Source organism: Paenibacillus sp. CR_12, assembly GCF_041953985.1.
In the GTDB taxonomy this organism is placed as follows: Bacteria; Bacillota; Bacilli; order Paenibacillales; family Paenibacillaceae; genus Paenibacillus_AQ; species Paenibacillus_AQ lautus_A.
Genome location: NZ_JAVFHO010000004.1, coordinates 263,594 through 280,559 on the forward strand (window position 1 = coordinate 263,594; position 16,966 = coordinate 280,559).

At 52.4% G+C, this 16,966-nt stretch carries 17 protein-coding genes; 4 read left to right on the forward strand and 13 right to left on the reverse strand.

Features of this window, described 5'->3' with window-relative positions:
• Positions 1 to 67: 67 nt before the first annotated feature.
• The 7 genes from RB297_RS16850 to RB297_RS16880 all read right to left on the reverse strand — a co-directional run bounded on the left by RB297_RS16850 (position 68) and on the right by RB297_RS16880 (position 7,131).
• Positions 68 to 505 carry a hypothetical protein gene (locus RB297_RS16850; RefSeq protein WP_009589660.1) on the reverse strand — a complete coding sequence of 146 codons (438 nt, stop codon included), beginning with the start codon at positions 503 to 505 and terminating at the stop codon, positions 68 to 70.
• A 419-nt stretch (positions 506 to 924) separates the two neighbouring features.
• On the reverse strand, positions 925 to 1,188 hold the full coding sequence (locus tag RB297_RS16855; protein WP_006209210.1) for a YlbG family protein: 264 nt from the start codon (positions 1,186 to 1,188) through the stop codon (positions 925 to 927).
• Positions 1,189 to 1,235: 47 nt separating this feature from the next.
• Positions 1,236 to 1,673 carry a YlbF/YmcA family competence regulator gene (locus RB297_RS16860; protein ID WP_009589694.1) on the reverse strand — a complete coding sequence of 146 codons (438 nt, stop codon included), beginning with the start codon at positions 1,671 to 1,673 and terminating at the stop codon, positions 1,236 to 1,238.
• Positions 1,674 to 1,776: 103 nt separating this feature from the next.
• On the reverse strand, positions 1,777 to 3,495 hold the full coding sequence (locus tag RB297_RS16865) for a helicase-associated domain-containing protein (protein WP_375120997.1): 1,719 nt from the start codon (positions 3,493 to 3,495) through the stop codon (positions 1,777 to 1,779).
• Positions 3,492 to 5,279: a DNA repair helicase XPB gene (locus tag RB297_RS16870; RefSeq protein ID WP_375120998.1), complete on the reverse strand. Its 1,788-nt coding sequence runs from the start codon at positions 5,277 to 5,279 to the stop codon at positions 3,492 to 3,494. Before RB297_RS16870 ends, RB297_RS16865 begins: the two co-directional genes overlap by 4 nt.
• Positions 5,280 to 5,418: 139 nt before the next feature.
• A complete protein-coding gene (locus tag RB297_RS16875) occupies positions 5,419 to 6,597 on the reverse strand; it encodes a M20 family metallopeptidase (RefSeq protein ID WP_375121113.1) in 1,179 nt (392 codons plus the stop codon).
• A 24-nt stretch (positions 6,598 to 6,621) separates the two neighbouring features.
• Positions 6,622 to 7,131, reverse strand: a complete 510-nt coding sequence (locus RB297_RS16880) for an NUDIX hydrolase (RefSeq protein ID WP_375120999.1) — start codon at positions 7,129 to 7,131, stop codon at positions 6,622 to 6,624.
• Positions 7,132 to 7,383: 252 nt separating this feature from the next.
• Between RB297_RS16880 and RB297_RS16885 the strand changes: the two genes are divergently transcribed.
• Complete coding sequence (locus tag RB297_RS16885; RefSeq protein WP_009589628.1) at positions 7,384 to 7,731, forward strand: YugN family protein; 348 nt, start codon at positions 7,384 to 7,386, stop codon at positions 7,729 to 7,731.
• An 11-nt stretch (positions 7,732 to 7,742) separates the two neighbouring features.
• Positions 7,743 to 8,960 (forward strand): putative lipid II flippase FtsW, encoded by a 1,218-nt coding sequence (gene ftsW, locus RB297_RS16890; RefSeq protein WP_009589615.1) that lies wholly within the window; start codon positions 7,743 to 7,745, stop codon positions 8,958 to 8,960.
• Between the two features lie 55 nt (positions 8,961 to 9,015).
• Here the strand turns inward: ftsW and RB297_RS16895 are convergent, their stop codons facing one another.
• Positions 9,016 to 9,402, reverse strand: a complete 387-nt coding sequence (locus RB297_RS16895; protein ID WP_009589611.1) for an Asp23/Gls24 family envelope stress response protein — start codon at positions 9,400 to 9,402, stop codon at positions 9,016 to 9,018.
• Positions 9,403 to 9,589: 187 nt separating this feature from the next.
• Between RB297_RS16895 and cax the strand changes: the two genes are divergently transcribed.
• Positions 9,590 to 10,663: a calcium/proton exchanger gene (gene cax, locus RB297_RS16900; protein WP_015734317.1), complete on the forward strand. Its 1,074-nt coding sequence runs from the start codon at positions 9,590 to 9,592 to the stop codon at positions 10,661 to 10,663.
• A gap of 114 nt (positions 10,664 to 10,777) precedes the next feature.
• Here the strand turns inward: cax and RB297_RS16905 are convergent, their stop codons facing one another.
• From RB297_RS16905 to RB297_RS16925, 5 genes are all read right to left on the reverse strand, one after another.
• Entirely contained in the window at positions 10,778 to 11,065 is a 288-nt protein-coding gene (locus tag RB297_RS16905) for an Fpa/YlaN family protein (RefSeq protein ID WP_009589686.1), read from the reverse strand.
• A 150-nt stretch (positions 11,066 to 11,215) separates the two neighbouring features.
• Positions 11,216 to 11,461, reverse strand: a complete 246-nt coding sequence (locus RB297_RS16910; RefSeq protein WP_009589671.1) for an HPr family phosphocarrier protein — start codon at positions 11,459 to 11,461, stop codon at positions 11,216 to 11,218.
• A 95-nt stretch (positions 11,462 to 11,556) separates the two neighbouring features.
• The gene (locus tag RB297_RS16915; RefSeq protein ID WP_015734316.1) at positions 11,557 to 12,672 is read right to left on the reverse strand and encodes an aminopeptidase; all 1,116 of its coding nucleotides are present in this window, start codon (positions 12,670 to 12,672) and stop codon (positions 11,557 to 11,559) included.
• A 123-nt stretch (positions 12,673 to 12,795) separates the two neighbouring features.
• Positions 12,796 to 13,623: a hypothetical protein gene (locus tag RB297_RS16920; RefSeq protein ID WP_096773130.1), complete on the reverse strand. Its 828-nt coding sequence runs from the start codon at positions 13,621 to 13,623 to the stop codon at positions 12,796 to 12,798.
• Positions 13,624 to 13,725: 102 nt separating this feature from the next.
• Positions 13,726 to 15,717 carry a sensor domain-containing diguanylate cyclase gene (locus tag RB297_RS16925; RefSeq protein ID WP_375121001.1) on the reverse strand — a complete coding sequence of 664 codons (1,992 nt, stop codon included), beginning with the start codon at positions 15,715 to 15,717 and terminating at the stop codon, positions 13,726 to 13,728.
• 525 nt (positions 15,718 to 16,242) lie between these two features.
• Here RB297_RS16925 and rpsD point away from each other — a divergent pair.
• The gene (gene rpsD / locus RB297_RS16930; RefSeq protein WP_009589567.1) at positions 16,243 to 16,845 is read left to right on the forward strand and encodes a 30S ribosomal protein S4; all 603 of its coding nucleotides are present in this window, start codon (positions 16,243 to 16,245) and stop codon (positions 16,843 to 16,845) included.
• The last annotated feature ends 121 nt before the right edge of the window (positions 16,846 to 16,966 follow it).

A 16,966-nucleotide genomic window follows, 5' to 3' on the forward strand; every position in this document is an offset into this window, starting at 1 on the left:
CGCGGCAGCGCATACAAAAAAAGACATCCGCGCTTACGCTCGCATGCCATTTCATGACTTTATTTCTTTATTTACGCTTGCGGCTGTTCTTGATCAGCGTCATGCGGCGCGAATGACGAAGCCATGAGTAATAAGACTTCAGGTCCCGAAGCTCAATGGTTTCGGACATACGCCCCAAAAATGTTACAATGATCATCCGATGCAGTGGGTTGCCGATCAGATCGCGTTCGTGCTCCAGCTCCGAGAACTCCGCCACAACCACCAGGTCGTCGTCGATCAGATAGACATCCTGTTCGTTGCGGTAATACGGCACGATCCGGTCCTGCTTCAAGCACTCCCACATCCAAGTCCCGATTTCCTCGTGGGAGGTGTCATGGCCTTCCACCCGGTCCGTATAACGGCTCTTTGCATGATTGGTAATCACGATATCGGCTACCTTTTTATCATTTAACGTAATATAAAACGGCTCATAGGTGCTCCACCGCTCAGTCCCTTTGTCGCGCATGGAATATCACTCTCCACCAAATGGGTCTTTGTATCTATGTATATATACCCAACATATTACATCATTCCACTGTCATTCACAAGATTGAAACCTCGCTTCTTGTGAACAATCACCGAAAATTTAGAAATAGCTCTAATTGCATCCTGGTGCGGAAGGTGCAAATCCGGATGGAATGATGGGTCCCATTAAAATGTAAATTGTACCTTACTTATACTATTTTATCAAATGGCCTTCCGATTTATGCCAATCTATCGCCGCAAATCGAAATAATCTTTGGAAGTTCGTGCGCGACATGCGAGGCTAATACTTTCCAAGGCTTTAAAAAAAGCGGCCCCAGAGGGGCCGCTTTACGCTTTTCTCGTATTCTTACAAGATACGCGATATGCGATTTGCACAGATTCTCGAGCAGGCACATCCTGCTAGGGACCGTAAAACTTGGCTTTATCCGGCCCCTTGCTGCTGTACTCTGTCTTAATCTCGTTCCGGTAGGAGCGCTCGATCTTACGAACGTAGGACAATCTCCGGATGTTCTTCATTGTCTCTTCGGCACGGTCAGCGTTGACGTACATGACAACGTAATGCATGCGGCGCGATATATAATGGACGCTGCCGTATTTCTCCAAATTCCTTGCTGCCTTAACATCGCTGACCCATATAATAAAACCCGTCCGTTCAGCCAACATCCTAAGCTCCTCGCCTCACTTTCGTCTCTATCTCTAATGTATGCCCGTTATCCGCACGAGCAGGCTCCTCCGCTGCCGCACCCCTTCTTCGGAAGAGGGTCATTGCCGGGAACCTTGATGCTCTCCGAAACCGAAAAAGCAATCCTTTCCGACATGGAATGCAGCAGATCGTCCAGATTTTTCTCCGCCTGCTTGAACCGGGCTACGGGCTCAAAAGCCTCCAGTTCCGCTTCCACCGCGGCTACTTCATCCTTGGCCGAATGGTAATTCGGGTGAAAGTGGCCGAACCGCTGCGTCTCTTCGAACAACTCCTTCTTCGATTCAAGCTTTCTGACCAAAGCCTGAATCATGGGGTCATTCTCAACTGCCTGCTTCCAATATAGATAATCCGCCACTTCGACGGAAGCATTAATCATGTCGCCTATTTCGTAGGCATAGGTGAGCACCTCGGCCATATCGACCGTGTTTATTTCCGATACGCTCATGAACTCATCCCGCTTTTCTATTAAATTTGGCCCGCGTGTTGATCGTGGACTCTTTCATCATAGCATAACGCTCGTATCTTAAGAAGGGGGAATTCAAACGCTTTTACGGAATCACAAGCCGCATTTCCCTCCATTCCCCTTCGCCTAACTCCACGATGGCTCCCGTCTTATCCGAATCCGGATCGTATAACGCACCCGAAATTTTCCACGGCTGACGCAGGATTTGAAATGGAATGAATTCCATGCGGCTCCCATCGACGGCAATCTCCAATTTGGCCGACAGCTCCAGCGCCTGCTCCATCATTTGTTTGGCCGTCGAGCCGTGATAAGAGCGCCAATCCCGTGTCCACATGACAGGAATCCGGTTCAAATCGGGAATGACCGACGATGGATCCGGCAGGGTGTCATCAGGTTCAAGTGCAAGCTCGCTTCGTGCCGGGCGGATCAATCCGCAGGAGGGACGGCTGCGAGTCCCCCACTGCATAGGGTAACGGTCATTTCCATCAGTACCCGCAAGTTCCGTATCCTCTTCCGGAGGAGCCTCTTCATAGCGCAGCGACTCGTTCAGGCCTGCCCTGTCCATCTCCTTGCCCCATTGGTATAAAGCAGCTTGCACGTTCTCCGGCATTCCAGCGGCTGCATGTTTCGAGAAAAAGGCCGCGATTCCCTCCGGCTCCATTCCGGCTTTTGCCGCCTGCATCACCGAATCTCTGGTCAGGCGATAGACCGTCATCACATCATCCAAAATCCGCTCCGTGCAGCAAGCAGCTTGAAACTTAACGGAATTCGGCACATTGGGCGGTATCAAAATGTCAAAATCCGGCTGAATGAACAGACCCGATGATCCGGTATCGGCCCCTTCGCTTCCATCCAGCAAGGAGGAGGGGGCCACACGCCAGCGGATCAGGAATTGACCATCGTCATCGATGCCCAAATCGGTGTAACCGCAGCCGGTTAATAACCGGAGCCATGAAGCGGCTTCCTCCGGCAATAATTCTTTTCCGGTGGATGCACCTCCTTCCATAGGCTCAGAGACTGCAGCGGGCATCTGCCAGGCGCGGTACCACACCCCGCCGGACAGCGACGAGTGACATATCCGCCAAGTCCAATGCTGAAACTCGGCCGAGTTCGGAATGTAGCGTTCCATCATGTGAAGAAGGACGGACCGGTCCATCGCTTCCCGGGAGAGCATAAGCCAACGCCGCAATGCGGGACGGTTCAGCTTCAGTTCCCCCTGCTCTGCAACGACCAGCTCAAACGTAAACAACAGATCCAACACCATAGCGACATGTGGAGGGTACGCATCCGCATGATCATAGTGAAGGGCGAGCCCTTCGACATCGTATGGCGTTAAGGCGATCTCGCCCCCCAGTTTCTGAATACATTTCTTATGCAAAATCCCTTTAGCGGTCAACGATACGCGGTTCTTGGCCATATATACGAGAACATTGAACATATCGATCGCTATGCCGCTTCTTGCCTCCTGCTGAAGCCTCACGGATGCGGGAGGGATGGAGCCTGTTTCAAGCGCCTCCACAGGACCACAGCCTTCTTGGAGGATCTGCAGCTTGTCAAAAGGAATGAAATACAGCCTCTCGCCCCAACCTCTCTTGACCGCTCGCACCCATCCTTGTTGTCTCAAGGAGATGAAGGCAAGCTGCGCCTCCACGCCGCTCAAGCGGGGAAATCGCAATGAGCGCAGCTTGTCGTCATCGAAACCCTGCCCGGCAAAGCGGCGCCAGATATGGTGGAGGACCGATCGCTCCTTCGGAAGGAGCCGTTCCAGGCTCATCGTGTCCGCCATGTCCTGCTGCCTCGTCATCTCCACGAGACCTCCTTCCCGTCGGGATGCGGATAAGAACGGGGATTTGGCATCGCGATCAGATCCAGGGAAGCCGCCGGCTGCTTTGCATGTATCGCGTGATATTCGTACCCCTGCTCAATCAGAAACAGCTGTCGCCGGATCGCAAAGATCTCCTCCCGGCTGTCCTCCGTTACCAATGCATAAAAATAAGCCCGATTCTCCCCTGACTTCGGCCGCAGCAAACGTCCAAGCCGCTGCGCTTCCTCCTGCCGTGAGCCGTAGCTGCCCGAAACCTCGATCGCTACGGAAGCATCGGGGAGATCGACCGCGAAGTTTGCCACTTTTGATACGACAAGCACGCGTATGTTTCCTTCCCTGAAGGCGTTATACCATTCGTTGCGCTGATCCTGGGTCATTTGTCCCGTGATGAGCGGGGCCTGCAGCTCCCTGGAAATGGCATGGAGCTGATCCAGGTATTGTCCAATGATGAGCGTCTGCGCATCCTTGTGGACATCCACGAGCTGCCGAATCACATCAAGTTTGGAGGGATTCTCGGCAGCCAGCCGATATTGCTCCCTTTTGCCAGCCGTTTCGCAGGCTTTTCTGATCTCGTCCGGCAGCGGCACCTTAATCTCCGTGCAGGTCACCGAAGCAATCCACCCTTGCGCCTCCAGCCTTTTCCACGGCATTTCATATCGTTTGGGACCGATCAGGGAGAACACGTCGCTCTCCCTTCCATCCTCGCGAACCAAAGTGGCGGTCAGGCCAAGCCTGCGGGTCGCCTGGATGTCGGCCGTCGCGCGGAATACCGGAGCGGGAAGAAGATGAACCTCGTCATAAATGATCAAGCCCCAGCGCCGTTCATTAAACAGCTTCATATGCTGCTGCTCCTCCCCCTTGCCCTGCCGGTGGGTCAAGATGTGGTAGGTAGCGACCGTCACCGGCCTGACTTGTTTGCGCTGACCGGAGTATTCGCCGATTTCATCCACGGACAGCGTCGTTTTCTGCATCAGCTCGGCGATCCACTGCCTTACCGACGTGGTATTGGAAGTGAGGATCAGCGTCTCGCATTGCAGCTCGCGCATGGCGGCGATGCCAATGACCGTTTTCCCGGCCCCGCATGGCAGGACCAGCACACCGTTGCCGCCTTCGCCGCCAATATCCCTGAAGGATTCGGCAGCCTTCTGCTGATAGTCGCGAAGCTCGAACCGCTGATCGTTGGATCCGCCGTTCGAATCTTCAAAGCGCTCGCTGCCCGATTTTTCTCCCCACCAAAGAATGTTCAGGTATTGCCCGTCCATATATCCCGCGTGGTCCAGCACAGGATAGCCGAGCCGGGTCATCTCCTGCTTTAACACGCCGCGGCGGTCCGAAGGCACCTCTGCTTCCTTCGGCGAAATCAACCTGACGCCGATTTCCCTCAGGGAGCGATGGGACGTCAGCTCCTGCATCAGGGCTTCCTCATTGCTGGATAACAGCAATGCACGTTCAAGCGTTGGATGCGGGAGCAGCGACAGCTGCCCATAACGCCCAACGAGCTGGCGAACCTCTTCCAGCAGGGCGGCCGGCACGTCCCAACGCGACAACGACTGAAGGCTCGAGCAAATGGCTTCAGCCGACATGCCCCCTGCAGCGGCGTTCCATAAAGATAAAGGGGTCAAGCGATATGTATGAAAAGACGCGGGACTTTTGATCAAATCGGCATATTGGGCTAGCTGCTCGCGCGCAGCCTCCGCATCCGCATGGGCGGTTTCAAGAAGTATGGTCCGATCGCGCTGGACGATGCAAGGCTTGTTGTGCACCCTTATTCCTCCTCGTGACATTCGGTCATCTTAAAAAAAAGAAGTCCACATCCATGTCCTGGATCTGAACTTCCCCTATGATCAATAGGATTTCCAAATAACGAGCGTTCATGCGCGAAGATTGCGATTTTGTGAAAGTCTATGCCCCGTTCTGATAGCTCGACACCATCTCGACCAGCAGCTTCGCCCCGTAGCGCATCGCATCTTCATCAAAGTCGAACATCGGATGATGATGCGGATAAATCGCCCCTTTGTCGGGGTTGCCGGCTCCAACGAAAATGAAGCAGCCCGGAATTTCCTTCAAGTAATAAGCGAAATCCTCCGCCGGCATCAGTTTGGGCGAGACGGTGATCTGATCCGCATCGAACACTCGGGGTGCCGTACGGAAAAATCGTGCGGTTTCGGCTTCATCGTTCACCACGGGTGGGTAGCCGACGAGATATCGAACCGCCGCCTTTGTGCCGTAGGTTTCGGAAACCGTCCGCGTCATATGCTCGATCCGCTCCCGGATCAACGCCCGGGTAGGTTCGTCAAACGTGCGAACCGTCCCCGTGATCCGGCAGGAGGAGGCTATGACGTTTTGCGCCGTTCCGGCCTGCATTGTCCCTACCGTAACGACGGCAGGCTGCAGCGGATCCACGGTGCGGCTTACGATGGTTTGAAGCTGCATGACAAGCGCAGCCCCCGCAACCAGGGCATCGGCCGTCACATGCGGCATGCCGCCATGCCCCCCGCGCCCCGTAATGTCAATGAAAAACTCATCCGCCGCCGCCATCAGCGGACCCGGCGCGCTCGCTGCGGTGCCTACAGGTAACGGCGTCCACAGATGCAGACCGTAGACGACGTCGGCCCCATCGAGCGCCCCGTCCTTGATCATCTCCACCGCGCCACCGGGGCATACTTCCTCCGCCGGCTGGAACATAAAACGAATCTCCCCCTGAATTTCTTCCTGGAACGTGCTGTAATATGCGGCGGCTCCAAGCAGCATGGAGGCATGCCCGTCATGCCCGCAAGCGTGCATCACTCCCTGCACCCTGGATTTGTATTCGCAGCTCTTGCCGTCCTCGATCGGCAGCGCATCCATGTCGGACCGCAGCACAACCGTCCTGCCGGGTTTATCCCCTTTTAATGTCCCTATAACTCCGTGCCCGCCAACACCGGTCTTGACCGCAAGACCGAGTTCCTGCAGCCGGGCTGCTATAAATGCCGAAGTTTCCTTCTCCTGGAACGAAAGCTCCGGGTGCATATGTAAATGACGCCGCCACTCCACCATCCGTGGATACCATTGATCCCAAAATGCTTCCTTCATCAAGTTCATCATCCTTCCCCCGCTATTGGCGGCTCAATCGATCGCAAGAAAGCCGTGGAGTTTGCTCAGCAGCAGTCCGTGCCCAACCATGGCATCCATCCGGCCGCCCTCCTTGATCTTGCGATATACATCCCTGAGCGGGACCCACACCGCTCTAACGTCTTCGTCTTCCTCTTGATTCGACTCCCGGCTCCCGGACACCTTCAAATCGTCGGTGAAATAAAAATAAACGTTCCGGTTGGCCAGAGAAGCCATCGGATAAGCACTGCCCATGTAGGACAGGTCCTTGCACTGCACGCCTGCCTCTTCCTCAAGCTCCCGCTTAACGGCAAGCGCGCGTTCCTCGCCGGGCTTCACCGTTCCGCCGGGAAGCTCCCAGGTGATCTCATTCACCGCTTCCCGATGCTGGCATACCAGTAGCAGGCACCCTTGATGGACGGCCACAACCGCTGCCGAATCCGGAATCTGGTCGATCACGACGATTTCCTTCTGCCCGTTTTCTTCCACTGCATAATACTCCGTGCGGTAAACGACGCGGTTCATAGGCCGTATCCACCCTTCGCTTGAATTGAAGTCCTATGAATATATAACCACCGGGATGGAAAGCGTACATTTCACAGCGTTTTCACTTGCATTTATTTTAACAGAAAAGAAGAATGCTTGCCGTTATCAAAATCTTATCTGGATAAATGGTCTCAATTGAAGCGTGACGGGCGGTACAGGCTTGCACAAGTTCTTGAAACATACTATCATATTAAAGAACTTTGCAAGGACTATTAAGGGGGTTACGACCACATGATTTTCGAAAATACAGGCTTGGACGGATTGCACAGCGATTTAGCTTACCTCGATGAATGTGCCGAGAAAGTAGGCTTCATTCGTTGGCAGTGGGAATACTACCGCGCTACATACGACTTGAAAATCGAAGATAAAAAAAATCAGGCTGAATACTTCCTGCGCATTAACACCCGCGCTGTTGAAGGCAAGCTGGAGAAACCCGACACCATCCTCAAAATCGAAGCGGTATACCTTGGCAAAGCCACGTTCCCGCACGGTCTCGAGTATGAATCCATGGCTCCGCAGCCTGTCATGAATGTGGCCACCAAGAAGCTTCAAGAGCTCAAAGCTCTTCTGGAAGCGTAAGGTCGAACACGATGAATACGACCAAACCTCAGCCGAAGAGAGGGACGCCTGATTTCCAACTGCTGATCCTTACCTTGCTGTTGGTGGGATTCGGACTGATCATGGTGTTCAGTTCCAGCTCCAGCTTGGCCGTTTTCAATGAAAAATTCAATAACGATCCGCTGCACTTCACGAAGCGGCAAGCCGCGTTTGCGGTTCTGGGCACGTTTGTCATGTTTGTGGCCATGAACATCAACTATAAGAAATACAAGAAGCTATTCATACCGGTGTTTTTTCTAACCTTGATGCTGCTGATTCTTGTGGTGATTATCGGTTCCGCAACCAACGGCGCCACAAGCTGGTTTAATTTGGGGAAATTCGGCATCCAGCCGACCGAACTGGCCAAAATCGCGACCATCGTCTATCTGGCAGCGCTGATCACCAAAAAAGGGGAACGAATCCGTCAATGGAAGGGCGGTTTCTTCCCCGTACTCATTATTGTAGGGATCGTAGCGGGCCTGATCATGCTTCAGCCCGACCTGGGCTCCTGCTTCATCCTCGTGGCTACCAGCGGGCTGTTGATCTATGCGGGGGGCGCCAGCCTTAAGCATATTCTCGGCTGTATCTCGCTTGTTGCGCTTGGCCTGGTGCTCACGCTCGGCGTCGGATCGCTCTTCAACTCCGGCGGAGATCAGGAGCAGGCCTCCAAGAACTACAAGATGGGACGAATCGAGGCATTCATGGACCCGTTCCATGACGAATCGGACACGGGCTACAATCTGGTCCAATCGCTGATTGCCATCGGCCAGGGCGGCGTTACCGGAGCGGGTTACGGGGAGAGCGTGCAGAAGCTGCATTATCTGCCGAATCCGTACAACGATTTCATCTTCTCGGTCATCGGCGAAGAATTCGGTTTTATCGGAACCGCGATATTCCTGCTGCTCTATTTATACTTCATCCTGCGGGGGATCATCGTGTCGCTTCGCTGCTCGGATCCGTTCGGAACCTTGACCGGCGTCGGCATCATGGGACTTATCGCCATTCAGGCCTTCATCAACATCGGCGGGGTGACCAATACCATTCCGATTACGGGCGTTACCCTCCCGTTCATCAGTTACGGCGGTTCCTCGCTGCTGGTCATGATGCTCAGCATGGGCATCGTGCTTAGCATATCCAGGGACAGCAACCGTCCGATGAAAGAGGAGCAGGTTAAATCCGTAATTAAAAAAGACTACCGGGCAACCGTGTAGTCTTTTTTGTTCATTTTTTTCATCATTAGCGGGGGCTGATCCCCCAAGGTTCGTCTTATTTGGCTCGAAGCTGAATATCGTCGATTTCGTCGTCTTTGAAAGCTACACCTTCGACCTTCACGTTGACCTCAACCACGCGAAGCCCTGTCATGCTCTCGACAGCTTCGCGGACATTCTGTTGAAGCATGCGGCACACTTCATGTATAGGCGTCTCGTAAAGCACGATAATCCGCAGGTCGATCGCTGCCTCCAGCTGCCCTACTTCTACCGTAACACCCTTTTGCACATTTTTGCCGCTCAGCCGCTTCGCCCAGCCCTCGGACAATCCACCGGACATGGCTGCAATACCTGGGGTTTCCAAGGCAGCCAATCCGGCAATTTTCGAGACGACATCATCCGATATTCGAATCAAACCGTTATCCAGTTGAAGTTGTTCCGTCATGCCATTTCCTCCTTCACCTCATTATCCGTTATTGTAAATGGTAACGGGCCTAAAAAGCAAATGCTCGCTTCTGAAAAGAACGATAATTTTTCGAAAAATTTGGGTATATTGTAAAAAGCGATACGAGAATCGTCGTTTTCGCTCGCAAGTACTCATCAGTACATAAACCATAAGGTAGGTGTCGGTTATGAAGAAATGGCTCAATCCCGCGCTTCTGATCTTTACCTTTTTGCTTAGTGCGCTGGGACATTTTGCGAATTGGAACTTCACGCTCCAATTCATTCTGTCTGCCATCGCGGTTATTTTTGTCGCCGGTTTTCTCGGCAAAGCAACGGAAAGCGTCGCGCATTACGCCGGCCAACGGCTCGGGGGATTCCTGAACGCTACCTTCGGCAACGCGGCAGAGCTGATCATCGCCATCCTGCTGATTAAGGAAGGTTTGTACGACATGGTGAAAGCCAGCATCACCGGCTCCATTATCGGCAACCTGCTGCTCGTCCTCGGGCTCAGCCTGTTTGCCGGGGGCCTCAAATTTAAAATCCAGAAATACAATGTGACGCTGGCTGGTCTGAACGGATCCTTGATGACGCTGGCCATTATCGCCCTGTTCATCCCTGCGGTCTTTCTGAATACCCATTCCATTACGGAGGGTGAAACCAAGACGCTCAGCCTCATTGTGGCGGGAATTCTGATCGTGGCCTACATCGCATGGCTTGGATTCTCGATGATCACCCATAAAAATTATTTGGCGGATGTCAGCGACGACCACGACCAGGATGCGCTCCCGCACGAGCACGGTCCCACTTGGTCCAAGAAGCGCTCGATTCTGTACCTTGTCATCGCCACCGTGATGGTTGCGTTTGTCAGCGAATGGCTTGTCGGGGTGCTTGAGCCCATCAGTCACGAATATGGCCTCAGCGAGCTGTTCATCGGGGCCTTCCTGGTAGCGATTATCGGGAACGCCGCAGAGCATAGTGCTGCCATCATGCTTGCGATGAAGAACAAAATCGGCGCGGCCGTAGAAATTGCCGTCGGCAGCAGCCTGCAGATCGCCCTGTTCGTTGCTCCCGTGCTTGTGTTCATCAGCTTCTTCCTTGGGGATACGATGGATCTCGTCTTCACCACGCTGGAGCTGGTCGCCATCGGCGTCGCCGTATTCATAGCCAGGTCCATTACGCAGGACGGCGCCTCCAACTGGTATGAAGGCCTGCTGCTGCTCGCCGTATACGTCATACTGGGCGTCTCCTTCTTCCTCGTATAAACCTTGGAAGCGGTGATTGCCACGGATTCAAATCTAATCGAAAAGCTAGAAAAAAACGCATGTCGCGGGAGCGCGACATGCGTTTCTCTATGTATGCGCCTGTACAAGTACAGGCTATTTGGATTGATTCATGGCTTCGTACAGGACCGCCAGATTGCGTTCAAGCTTGCTGATCAGCTGCTTTCCCGTACTTTCCGGAAGAAGCCCGGCCCGCACCGCGAAATCAACCTCTTTTGAAAAACCGTACATTTGGGTATCCAGCACTTCCTCATAGAGAGGGCAATAACGGGTCGCCAGATTCTCCATCTGTACTTCAATAAGCTTTAGGATTTTATCTGCATCTTCATGAAGAAGACTGATCGCTTTGAGATTCAGCTGTTCCTGTAAATCAGATGAAGTCATGATCTTCCCCCCTATGTCAAAAATCACAGCACAGTTACTATCTTTAATATTAGTCGAAATCGTTTCTCAATACAAGGACCTGAACAAAATAGACCCCTTCTCTACGAAAAAACACCCTTCCATGGATTGAAAGGGTGTTTTTGGCGAATGTTATTCAGCCACGACGGATACGTTCAAGCCATGCTTGGTGAATACGTCGATCATTGCTTTTTTAGCTTCATCGGCATCAGGACCATGTACATGCAGTTCATAGCTTTGGCTGTTGACAAGCGTTGTGAACAGACCCAGGATGCTCTTAACATCAATGTACTTGTTCTCCGCCTGCAAAACGATGGAGGATGTGAACTGGCTGGCTGTTTGCGAAATTTCTACGATAGATTGATTGTTATTGGACATACGAATCCCTCCGTAACTTTAGGATCTGAATAAAGCTCATCACTGCACCTTCATGATACATTGAATCCGTTTTCTTATGCAACATTTTTTCCAATCTATTTAAGATTTTCCGGATTTAATGCTTCCAGTTCTGGAATAACGAATAGGCCATCCTTGCGGATCAGGCGATCATCAAAGTAGATTTCCCCGCCGCCGTACTCCGGACGCTGGATCAAAACGAGATCCCAGTGAATGGAGGATCGGTTGCCGTTGTCTGTTACATCATATGCTTGGCCTGGCGTAAAATGCAGGCTTCCTGCAATTTTCTCATCGAAGAGAATATCCTTCATCGGTGTCAAAATGTACGGGTTGAAGCCAATGGCAAATTCGCCGATGTACCGCGCACCCTCATCCGAATCCAGGATCTCGTTCAGCCGCTTCGTGTCGCTCCCTGTTGCTTCGACGATTTTCCCGTTTTCAAAGCGGAATTTAATATTTTCGAAGGTGACTCCATTGTAAAGAGTCGGTGTGTTGTAAGCGATCGTCCCGTTAACCGAGTCACGAACGGGCGCGGTGTACACCTCGCCATCCGGAATGTTCTTCTGGCCGGAGCACTTTTCCGCGCCGATGTTTTTGATCGAGAAGCTGAGGTCCGTTCCCGGTCCCACGATGCGAACCTTGTCGGTATTCCTCATCAGCTCGGCCAAAGGATCCTGGGCGCGGTCCATTTTGGAGTAATCCAGATTGCACACATCGAAGTAGAAATCCTCAAAGGCCTCCGTGCTGGTGTTGGCAAGCTGCGCCATGCTGGCGTTCGGGTAACGGAGAACAACCCATTTGGTGCGCTTCACGCGCTCTTCGCTATGTACGGGATGCGAGTAAAGGGCATTGTACAGCTTCATGTTCTCTTCGGGCACGTCAGCCATATCGTTGACGTTCTCGCCTGCGCGGATGCCGATGTAACAATCCATTTTTTTCATGCGTTCAAGATCCAGCTCTGCCCACAGCTCAAGCTGCTCCTTATTTGCGTTCTTCAACATCGCGCGCTGGACCGTACGATCCGTCAATTGCACGAACGGGCGGCCGCCTCCCTTCGAGACCTCCTCGATAATGGCATTCAGCAGATCGCGCTCCGATCCGATCATTTCGATGAGCACATTTTCCCCTGGCTGCATATCCACGGAGTAGTTCACGAGATTCTGAGCCAATTTTTGAATTCTGGGATCACGCATATGTCTTATCCTCCTTATGATGACTGTTCCCTATTGTATAAATTGAACAGCGGTAAATTTATATTATTGTAGCACGCCGGGCAGCCTCGCGTCAGCGCTCATCGTGAAAATATTTTTAATGGCTCAATAACCGGTAAACGTAACATCCGACAGCAGTGTTTCGGTACGTGTTTTGCCTTGTTCGTCCACAAAGGATAACCTGCGCTCCATGGTCATCTTGGTAGGCAGCTGGCTTTTTCTGTTAATGGTTACATGACAGACCGAAACGGCATCCGCCTCATTCAGCATGTTTTTCATTTCATGGTAGTCCCTTTCCCAGATCTCCTTCAGCCGCTTGCGAACCTTCGGATCGTCGCTGTATAACGGGTCGTCTTTGCGTTCAATCCGCTCAGCCAACGCCTTCATCTGATCATCCAGCGACTCCTGCACCATATGGGCAGCCGCCTCGGGCGACAGCTCGACACGCAGCACCTTGGTTCCTCTTGCGGCCCCCAGTTCCCGGGTTACGGTCTTCTCCGACTTGCCCATGTACTCCAGCAATTCCAGCGGATTTAACCGGTTCATCCACATTCCCCCGGCATGCTCCGACGAGAGCGTGCTCCACTTGCCATCCTTTCGCTTGAGCGTCACGGTAAGTTCATTCGATTTATATGCCGACTCGGCAGACATCTTGTCATTCTTTATAACGGTGCTTCTCTCTTTTGAAGATAAGGTCAGGTCGGAATGATGCCGCAGATTCCCTTCAAACGCCAGGCTTTCCTCAAACGGTCCTGTTTCTCCGCTCCGAATCGCCGTTTCTCCTCGAAAAGAGAAATTATCGATGCCGGACAGCCCCGACAAAGCACGGTTAAACGCTTCTTCGGCAGTCAGCTGATCCTGCCAGGCGCATCCGGTTAAGCCAAAAATGAATACCATCAATGCGATGACGCTTCGTAACCTTCTGTTTCGCATAATCATCAGCCTCTCGTTGATCTTGCTATTAGGCTATCCGCGGCCCCTTACATTATGCAGATCACAGAAAAAACCCTGCAGCCTCTCTTAGCTGCAGGGTATCTAATCCATTCCGATCTCGGCTTCGGCCCTCTCCACGACGATCCGGTTGCGACCGCCGTTCTTGGCTTCGTAGAGCGCCATATCCGCCCGATAGAAGAGCGACTCCACGCTGATCTTGTCATTGGTCCAGTTCCACTCGGAAATCCCGCAGGACACCGTTACGCGCGGATCGGTCTCTTCGGCCACCCGCAAGCGAATCCGTTCTGCAACCTGCACCGCCTGCTGAATGCCAAGTCCCGGCAAATACACCGCAAGCTCCTCACCGCCCCAACGGGCCGGAATGTCGCTGTGACGAATGGTTGTTTTTACGATGCTGCTGACCTGCTTCAGAATCTTATCCCCCCGCTGGTGCCCGAATGTGTCGTTGACCTGCTTGAATTCGTCGATGTCCACCACGATGAGCGAGCCGCAAAAATCACGGTTCTGGCATTCATGGATCATTTCATCGAGATAATGTCTCGCGTACAGCTCGGTCAGCATATCCCGGTTAGCCATTCTTCTCACTTCCGCATGCAGAAAGGCATTGCCGATCGCCAAGCCGATATGGCTTGTCAGCGCTTGAAGCAGCCGATAGCTATCGTACGAAAAATAATGCCGCTTCGCATGGGTGAGCAGGACGACGCCCCTCACCTCGCCGTTAACCATAAGCGGAGTAGCAATCATCGAGCTGGACCGCGTACTCTCCATCAGCCTGGATTCTGCCGGACGCTCTTCCTGATAGTCTGACAGAATGAGCGGCTCCTTTGAATGATAGACAAGGCCCCCCAGGCCGTAGTCCTTCTCGAAGACCTCCTTGGCCAGCCACTCGGCGTTGCAGGATACCACCTCTAGACCGCCAAGCTCCTCGTTATGGATCAGAATGCAGCAGTAATCCGCCTCAAGGATCTTGAGGAGCTCATGATTGGCGAATTGAAATATCTCCGCCAAATGCAAGCTTTTGTTCAGCCGCTGGGTCAGCTCATTAATCATGCGAAGCTCATGGATCATCAGGTTGGATTGCTCGTACAGTTTGGCGTTCTCGAAGGCGGTGCCTGCGGCATCGGCCATCATCCCCAGCAGCTCCAGATCCATATCGGGCAGTTCCGACTTGTCCACTTCAACGTGAAGCACCCCATACACGCCCTGCTTGCCTCCCATGGGAATCCCGATCTCCACCAGCGTGTCGGGTTCTTCATGCTCATGAATCGTCAGGGAACCTTCCATAAAGGTGCGAACATAAACCTCTTCCTGCCAATGATGGAGCAGCAGCGGACGCACGAGCGGATGAACGCTTTCATGGTCCTGTGACATAAATAATTCGACTTTCGCCTTGGGATACAGGGCCAGGACGCTATCAATAGCCTCCACCAGCACGCTGTCCACATTGATCTGCACATGCATCCGCTTCACGTACTGAAACAAGATGGAACGCCTCTGCACTTCACGTTCGGCTTGGCGGTGGACCTTCTCCAGGTCATCCGCAAAGATGTACTCCATCTGGCGGTAGAAGCAGGAACGGAACAGCAATGCGTAAGTTTCCGTCAGCATGAGCGACTGCTCCGGCTCCATCCTCCCCGAGGCAACGCTGACCATCACCGCAAAAAAATCGCCATGGACGCGCGTGAACAGCGGGACAGCGCACAGCACCCTTCCCTCAAGCGAACCCTTGCCCATGCCTTGGGCGGCTTCTTTCGAACGGAGCGTATGCGCCAGCGTCTCATCCTCGCTTGCATGAACGTATTCCGTTATTTCGGGTGCCCCTGTCAGCCAAGCTCCCTCATGAGAAAGAAGGGCCCAGCTGAATTTCCGCATCGCCTGCGTGCCAGCGCTTTCTCTTAGCCACTCCAGATAGCTGTCTGATATGAGAGGCTGAATATAAGGGAAATCATGAGGTGTAATATCCAAGCCCTGAAGCCATAGACGAGGCTCGTTTCCAGGAATTGGCCCGGCATCATTGAACATGACCGCAGAACCGGGAGAGCTTTCATACACTTTCCGTTGTTCTTCTGACATATTGGGCGCTCCTTTGCACCATTATAAAAGGCCTATCCAAGACTGGCGTTCCGATTCATAATGTAAGGATCCATTCGACTGCCGCATGGCGGCAACCCGGCTGTTCAACATGTTGGGGAATGATAATAACCAAAAAACACTACGATATGTAACTAGATAATTGCTACTACTTATTCCAATATCATATTACTCTTTTCTACCCATTTTTGCATCAGAATTTATGCGTTTTTCACAATAATTTTAGGTCCATGGTCCTATCGACAAAATTAGACAAAAACCAAGTTATAGTAAGTTGCAGGTTGAACTTGACTTTATATCATTACTTCATATAATATTTATTGTTGAGTAAGAATGCAATGCATTCGATGAATTTGGGCGGGTTGTGTCACCCTCACGTTATTTGTTACTGACAGGACAGCGGCTGAACTTTCCTGGCAGATCTTCCGGAAGATGACGGATAGAGCAAACAAATACGGCGCAAATAGAGCCCTAATGAAACTTTAATTAAAAAGGAGTCTATATAACATGGCACGTTACACCGGTCCTAAATTTAAATTAAGCCGTCGTCTGGGAATCTCCCTGAGCGGTACAGGTAAAGAATTGGCAAAACGCCCTTTCCCTCCAGGTCAGCATGGTCCTAACCAACGGAGAAAAGTAAGCAACTACGGTATGCAGCTTCAAGAAAAGCAAAAGCTGCGTCACATGTACGGCTTGGGCGAGAAGCAATTCCGCACCCTGTTTAACAAAGCTACCAGCATGAAAGGTATCGCGGGTGAGAACTTCATGTTCCTGCTTGAGAGCCGTCTGGACAACCTGGTTTACCGTCTTGGCTTCAGCAACTCCCGTGCGGGCGCTCGTCAATTGGTAGCTCACGGTCACGTGACTGTGAACGGCAAGAAAGTCGATATCGCTTCTTACGCTGTAAGCACTGGCGATGTAATCGGCCTTCGTGAAAGAAGCCGCAGCCTCTCTTCCATCAAGGAAGCTTTGGCTAACCGCGTGCATCTTCCAGCTTACCTCGAGTTTGATGAAGCAGCAATGGAAGGGAAATACATCCGTCTTCCAGAACGTTCCGAGCTTTCCCAAGACATCGACGAGAAACAAATCGTCGAATTCTACAACCGTTAAGATTCATTCGGAACCCAAAAAACCTGAAGGCCCCGGCCTTCAGGTTTTTTTGTCGAGCGCGGCTTTTTCTTCGAATCAAAAGGCTCCGCCTTAAACCAGGGGCCTTCAAAGCTTTTTTCCC

Coding starts and splice junctions, on each gene's coding strand:
- RB297_RS16850 (WP_009589660.1), bottom strand. CDS start 505: ATGCGCGACAAAGGGACTGAGCGGTGGAGCACCTATGAGCCGTTTTAT.
- RB297_RS16855 (WP_006209210.1), bottom strand. CDS start 1,188: ATGTTGGCTGAACGGACGGGTTTTATTATATGGGTCAGCGATGTTAAG.
- RB297_RS16860 (WP_009589694.1), bottom strand. CDS start 1,673: ATGAGCGTATCGGAAATAAACACGGTCGATATGGCCGAGGTGCTCACC.
- RB297_RS16865 (WP_375120997.1), bottom strand. CDS start 3,495: ATGACGAGGCAGCAGGACATGGCGGACACGATGAGCCTGGAACGGCTC.
- RB297_RS16875 (WP_375121113.1), bottom strand. CDS start 6,597: ATGAACTTGATGAAGGAAGCATTTTGGGATCAATGGTATCCACGGATG.
- RB297_RS16880 (WP_375120999.1), bottom strand. CDS start 7,131: ATGAACCGCGTCGTTTACCGCACGGAGTATTATGCAGTGGAAGAAAAC.
- RB297_RS16885 (WP_009589628.1), top strand. CDS start 7,384: ATGATTTTCGAAAATACAGGCTTGGACGGATTGCACAGCGATTTAGCT.
- ftsW (WP_009589615.1), top strand. CDS start 7,743: ATGAATACGACCAAACCTCAGCCGAAGAGAGGGACGCCTGATTTCCAA.
- RB297_RS16895 (WP_009589611.1), bottom strand. CDS start 9,402: ATGACGGAACAACTTCAACTGGATAACGGTTTGATTCGAATATCGGAT.
- cax (WP_015734317.1), top strand. CDS start 9,590: ATGAAGAAATGGCTCAATCCCGCGCTTCTGATCTTTACCTTTTTGCTT.
- RB297_RS16905 (WP_009589686.1), bottom strand. CDS start 11,065: ATGACTTCATCTGATTTACAGGAACAGCTGAATCTCAAAGCGATCAGT.
- RB297_RS16910 (WP_009589671.1), bottom strand. CDS start 11,461: ATGTCCAATAACAATCAATCTATCGTAGAAATTTCGCAAACAGCCAGC.
- RB297_RS16915 (WP_015734316.1), bottom strand. CDS start 12,672: ATGCGTGATCCCAGAATTCAAAAATTGGCTCAGAATCTCGTGAACTAC.
- RB297_RS16920 (WP_096773130.1), bottom strand. CDS start 13,623: ATGCGAAACAGAAGGTTACGAAGCGTCATCGCATTGATGGTATTCATT.
- RB297_RS16925 (WP_375121001.1), bottom strand. CDS start 15,717: ATGTCAGAAGAACAACGGAAAGTGTATGAAAGCTCTCCCGGTTCTGCG.
- rpsD (WP_009589567.1), top strand. CDS start 16,243: ATGGCACGTTACACCGGTCCTAAATTTAAATTAAGCCGTCGTCTGGGA.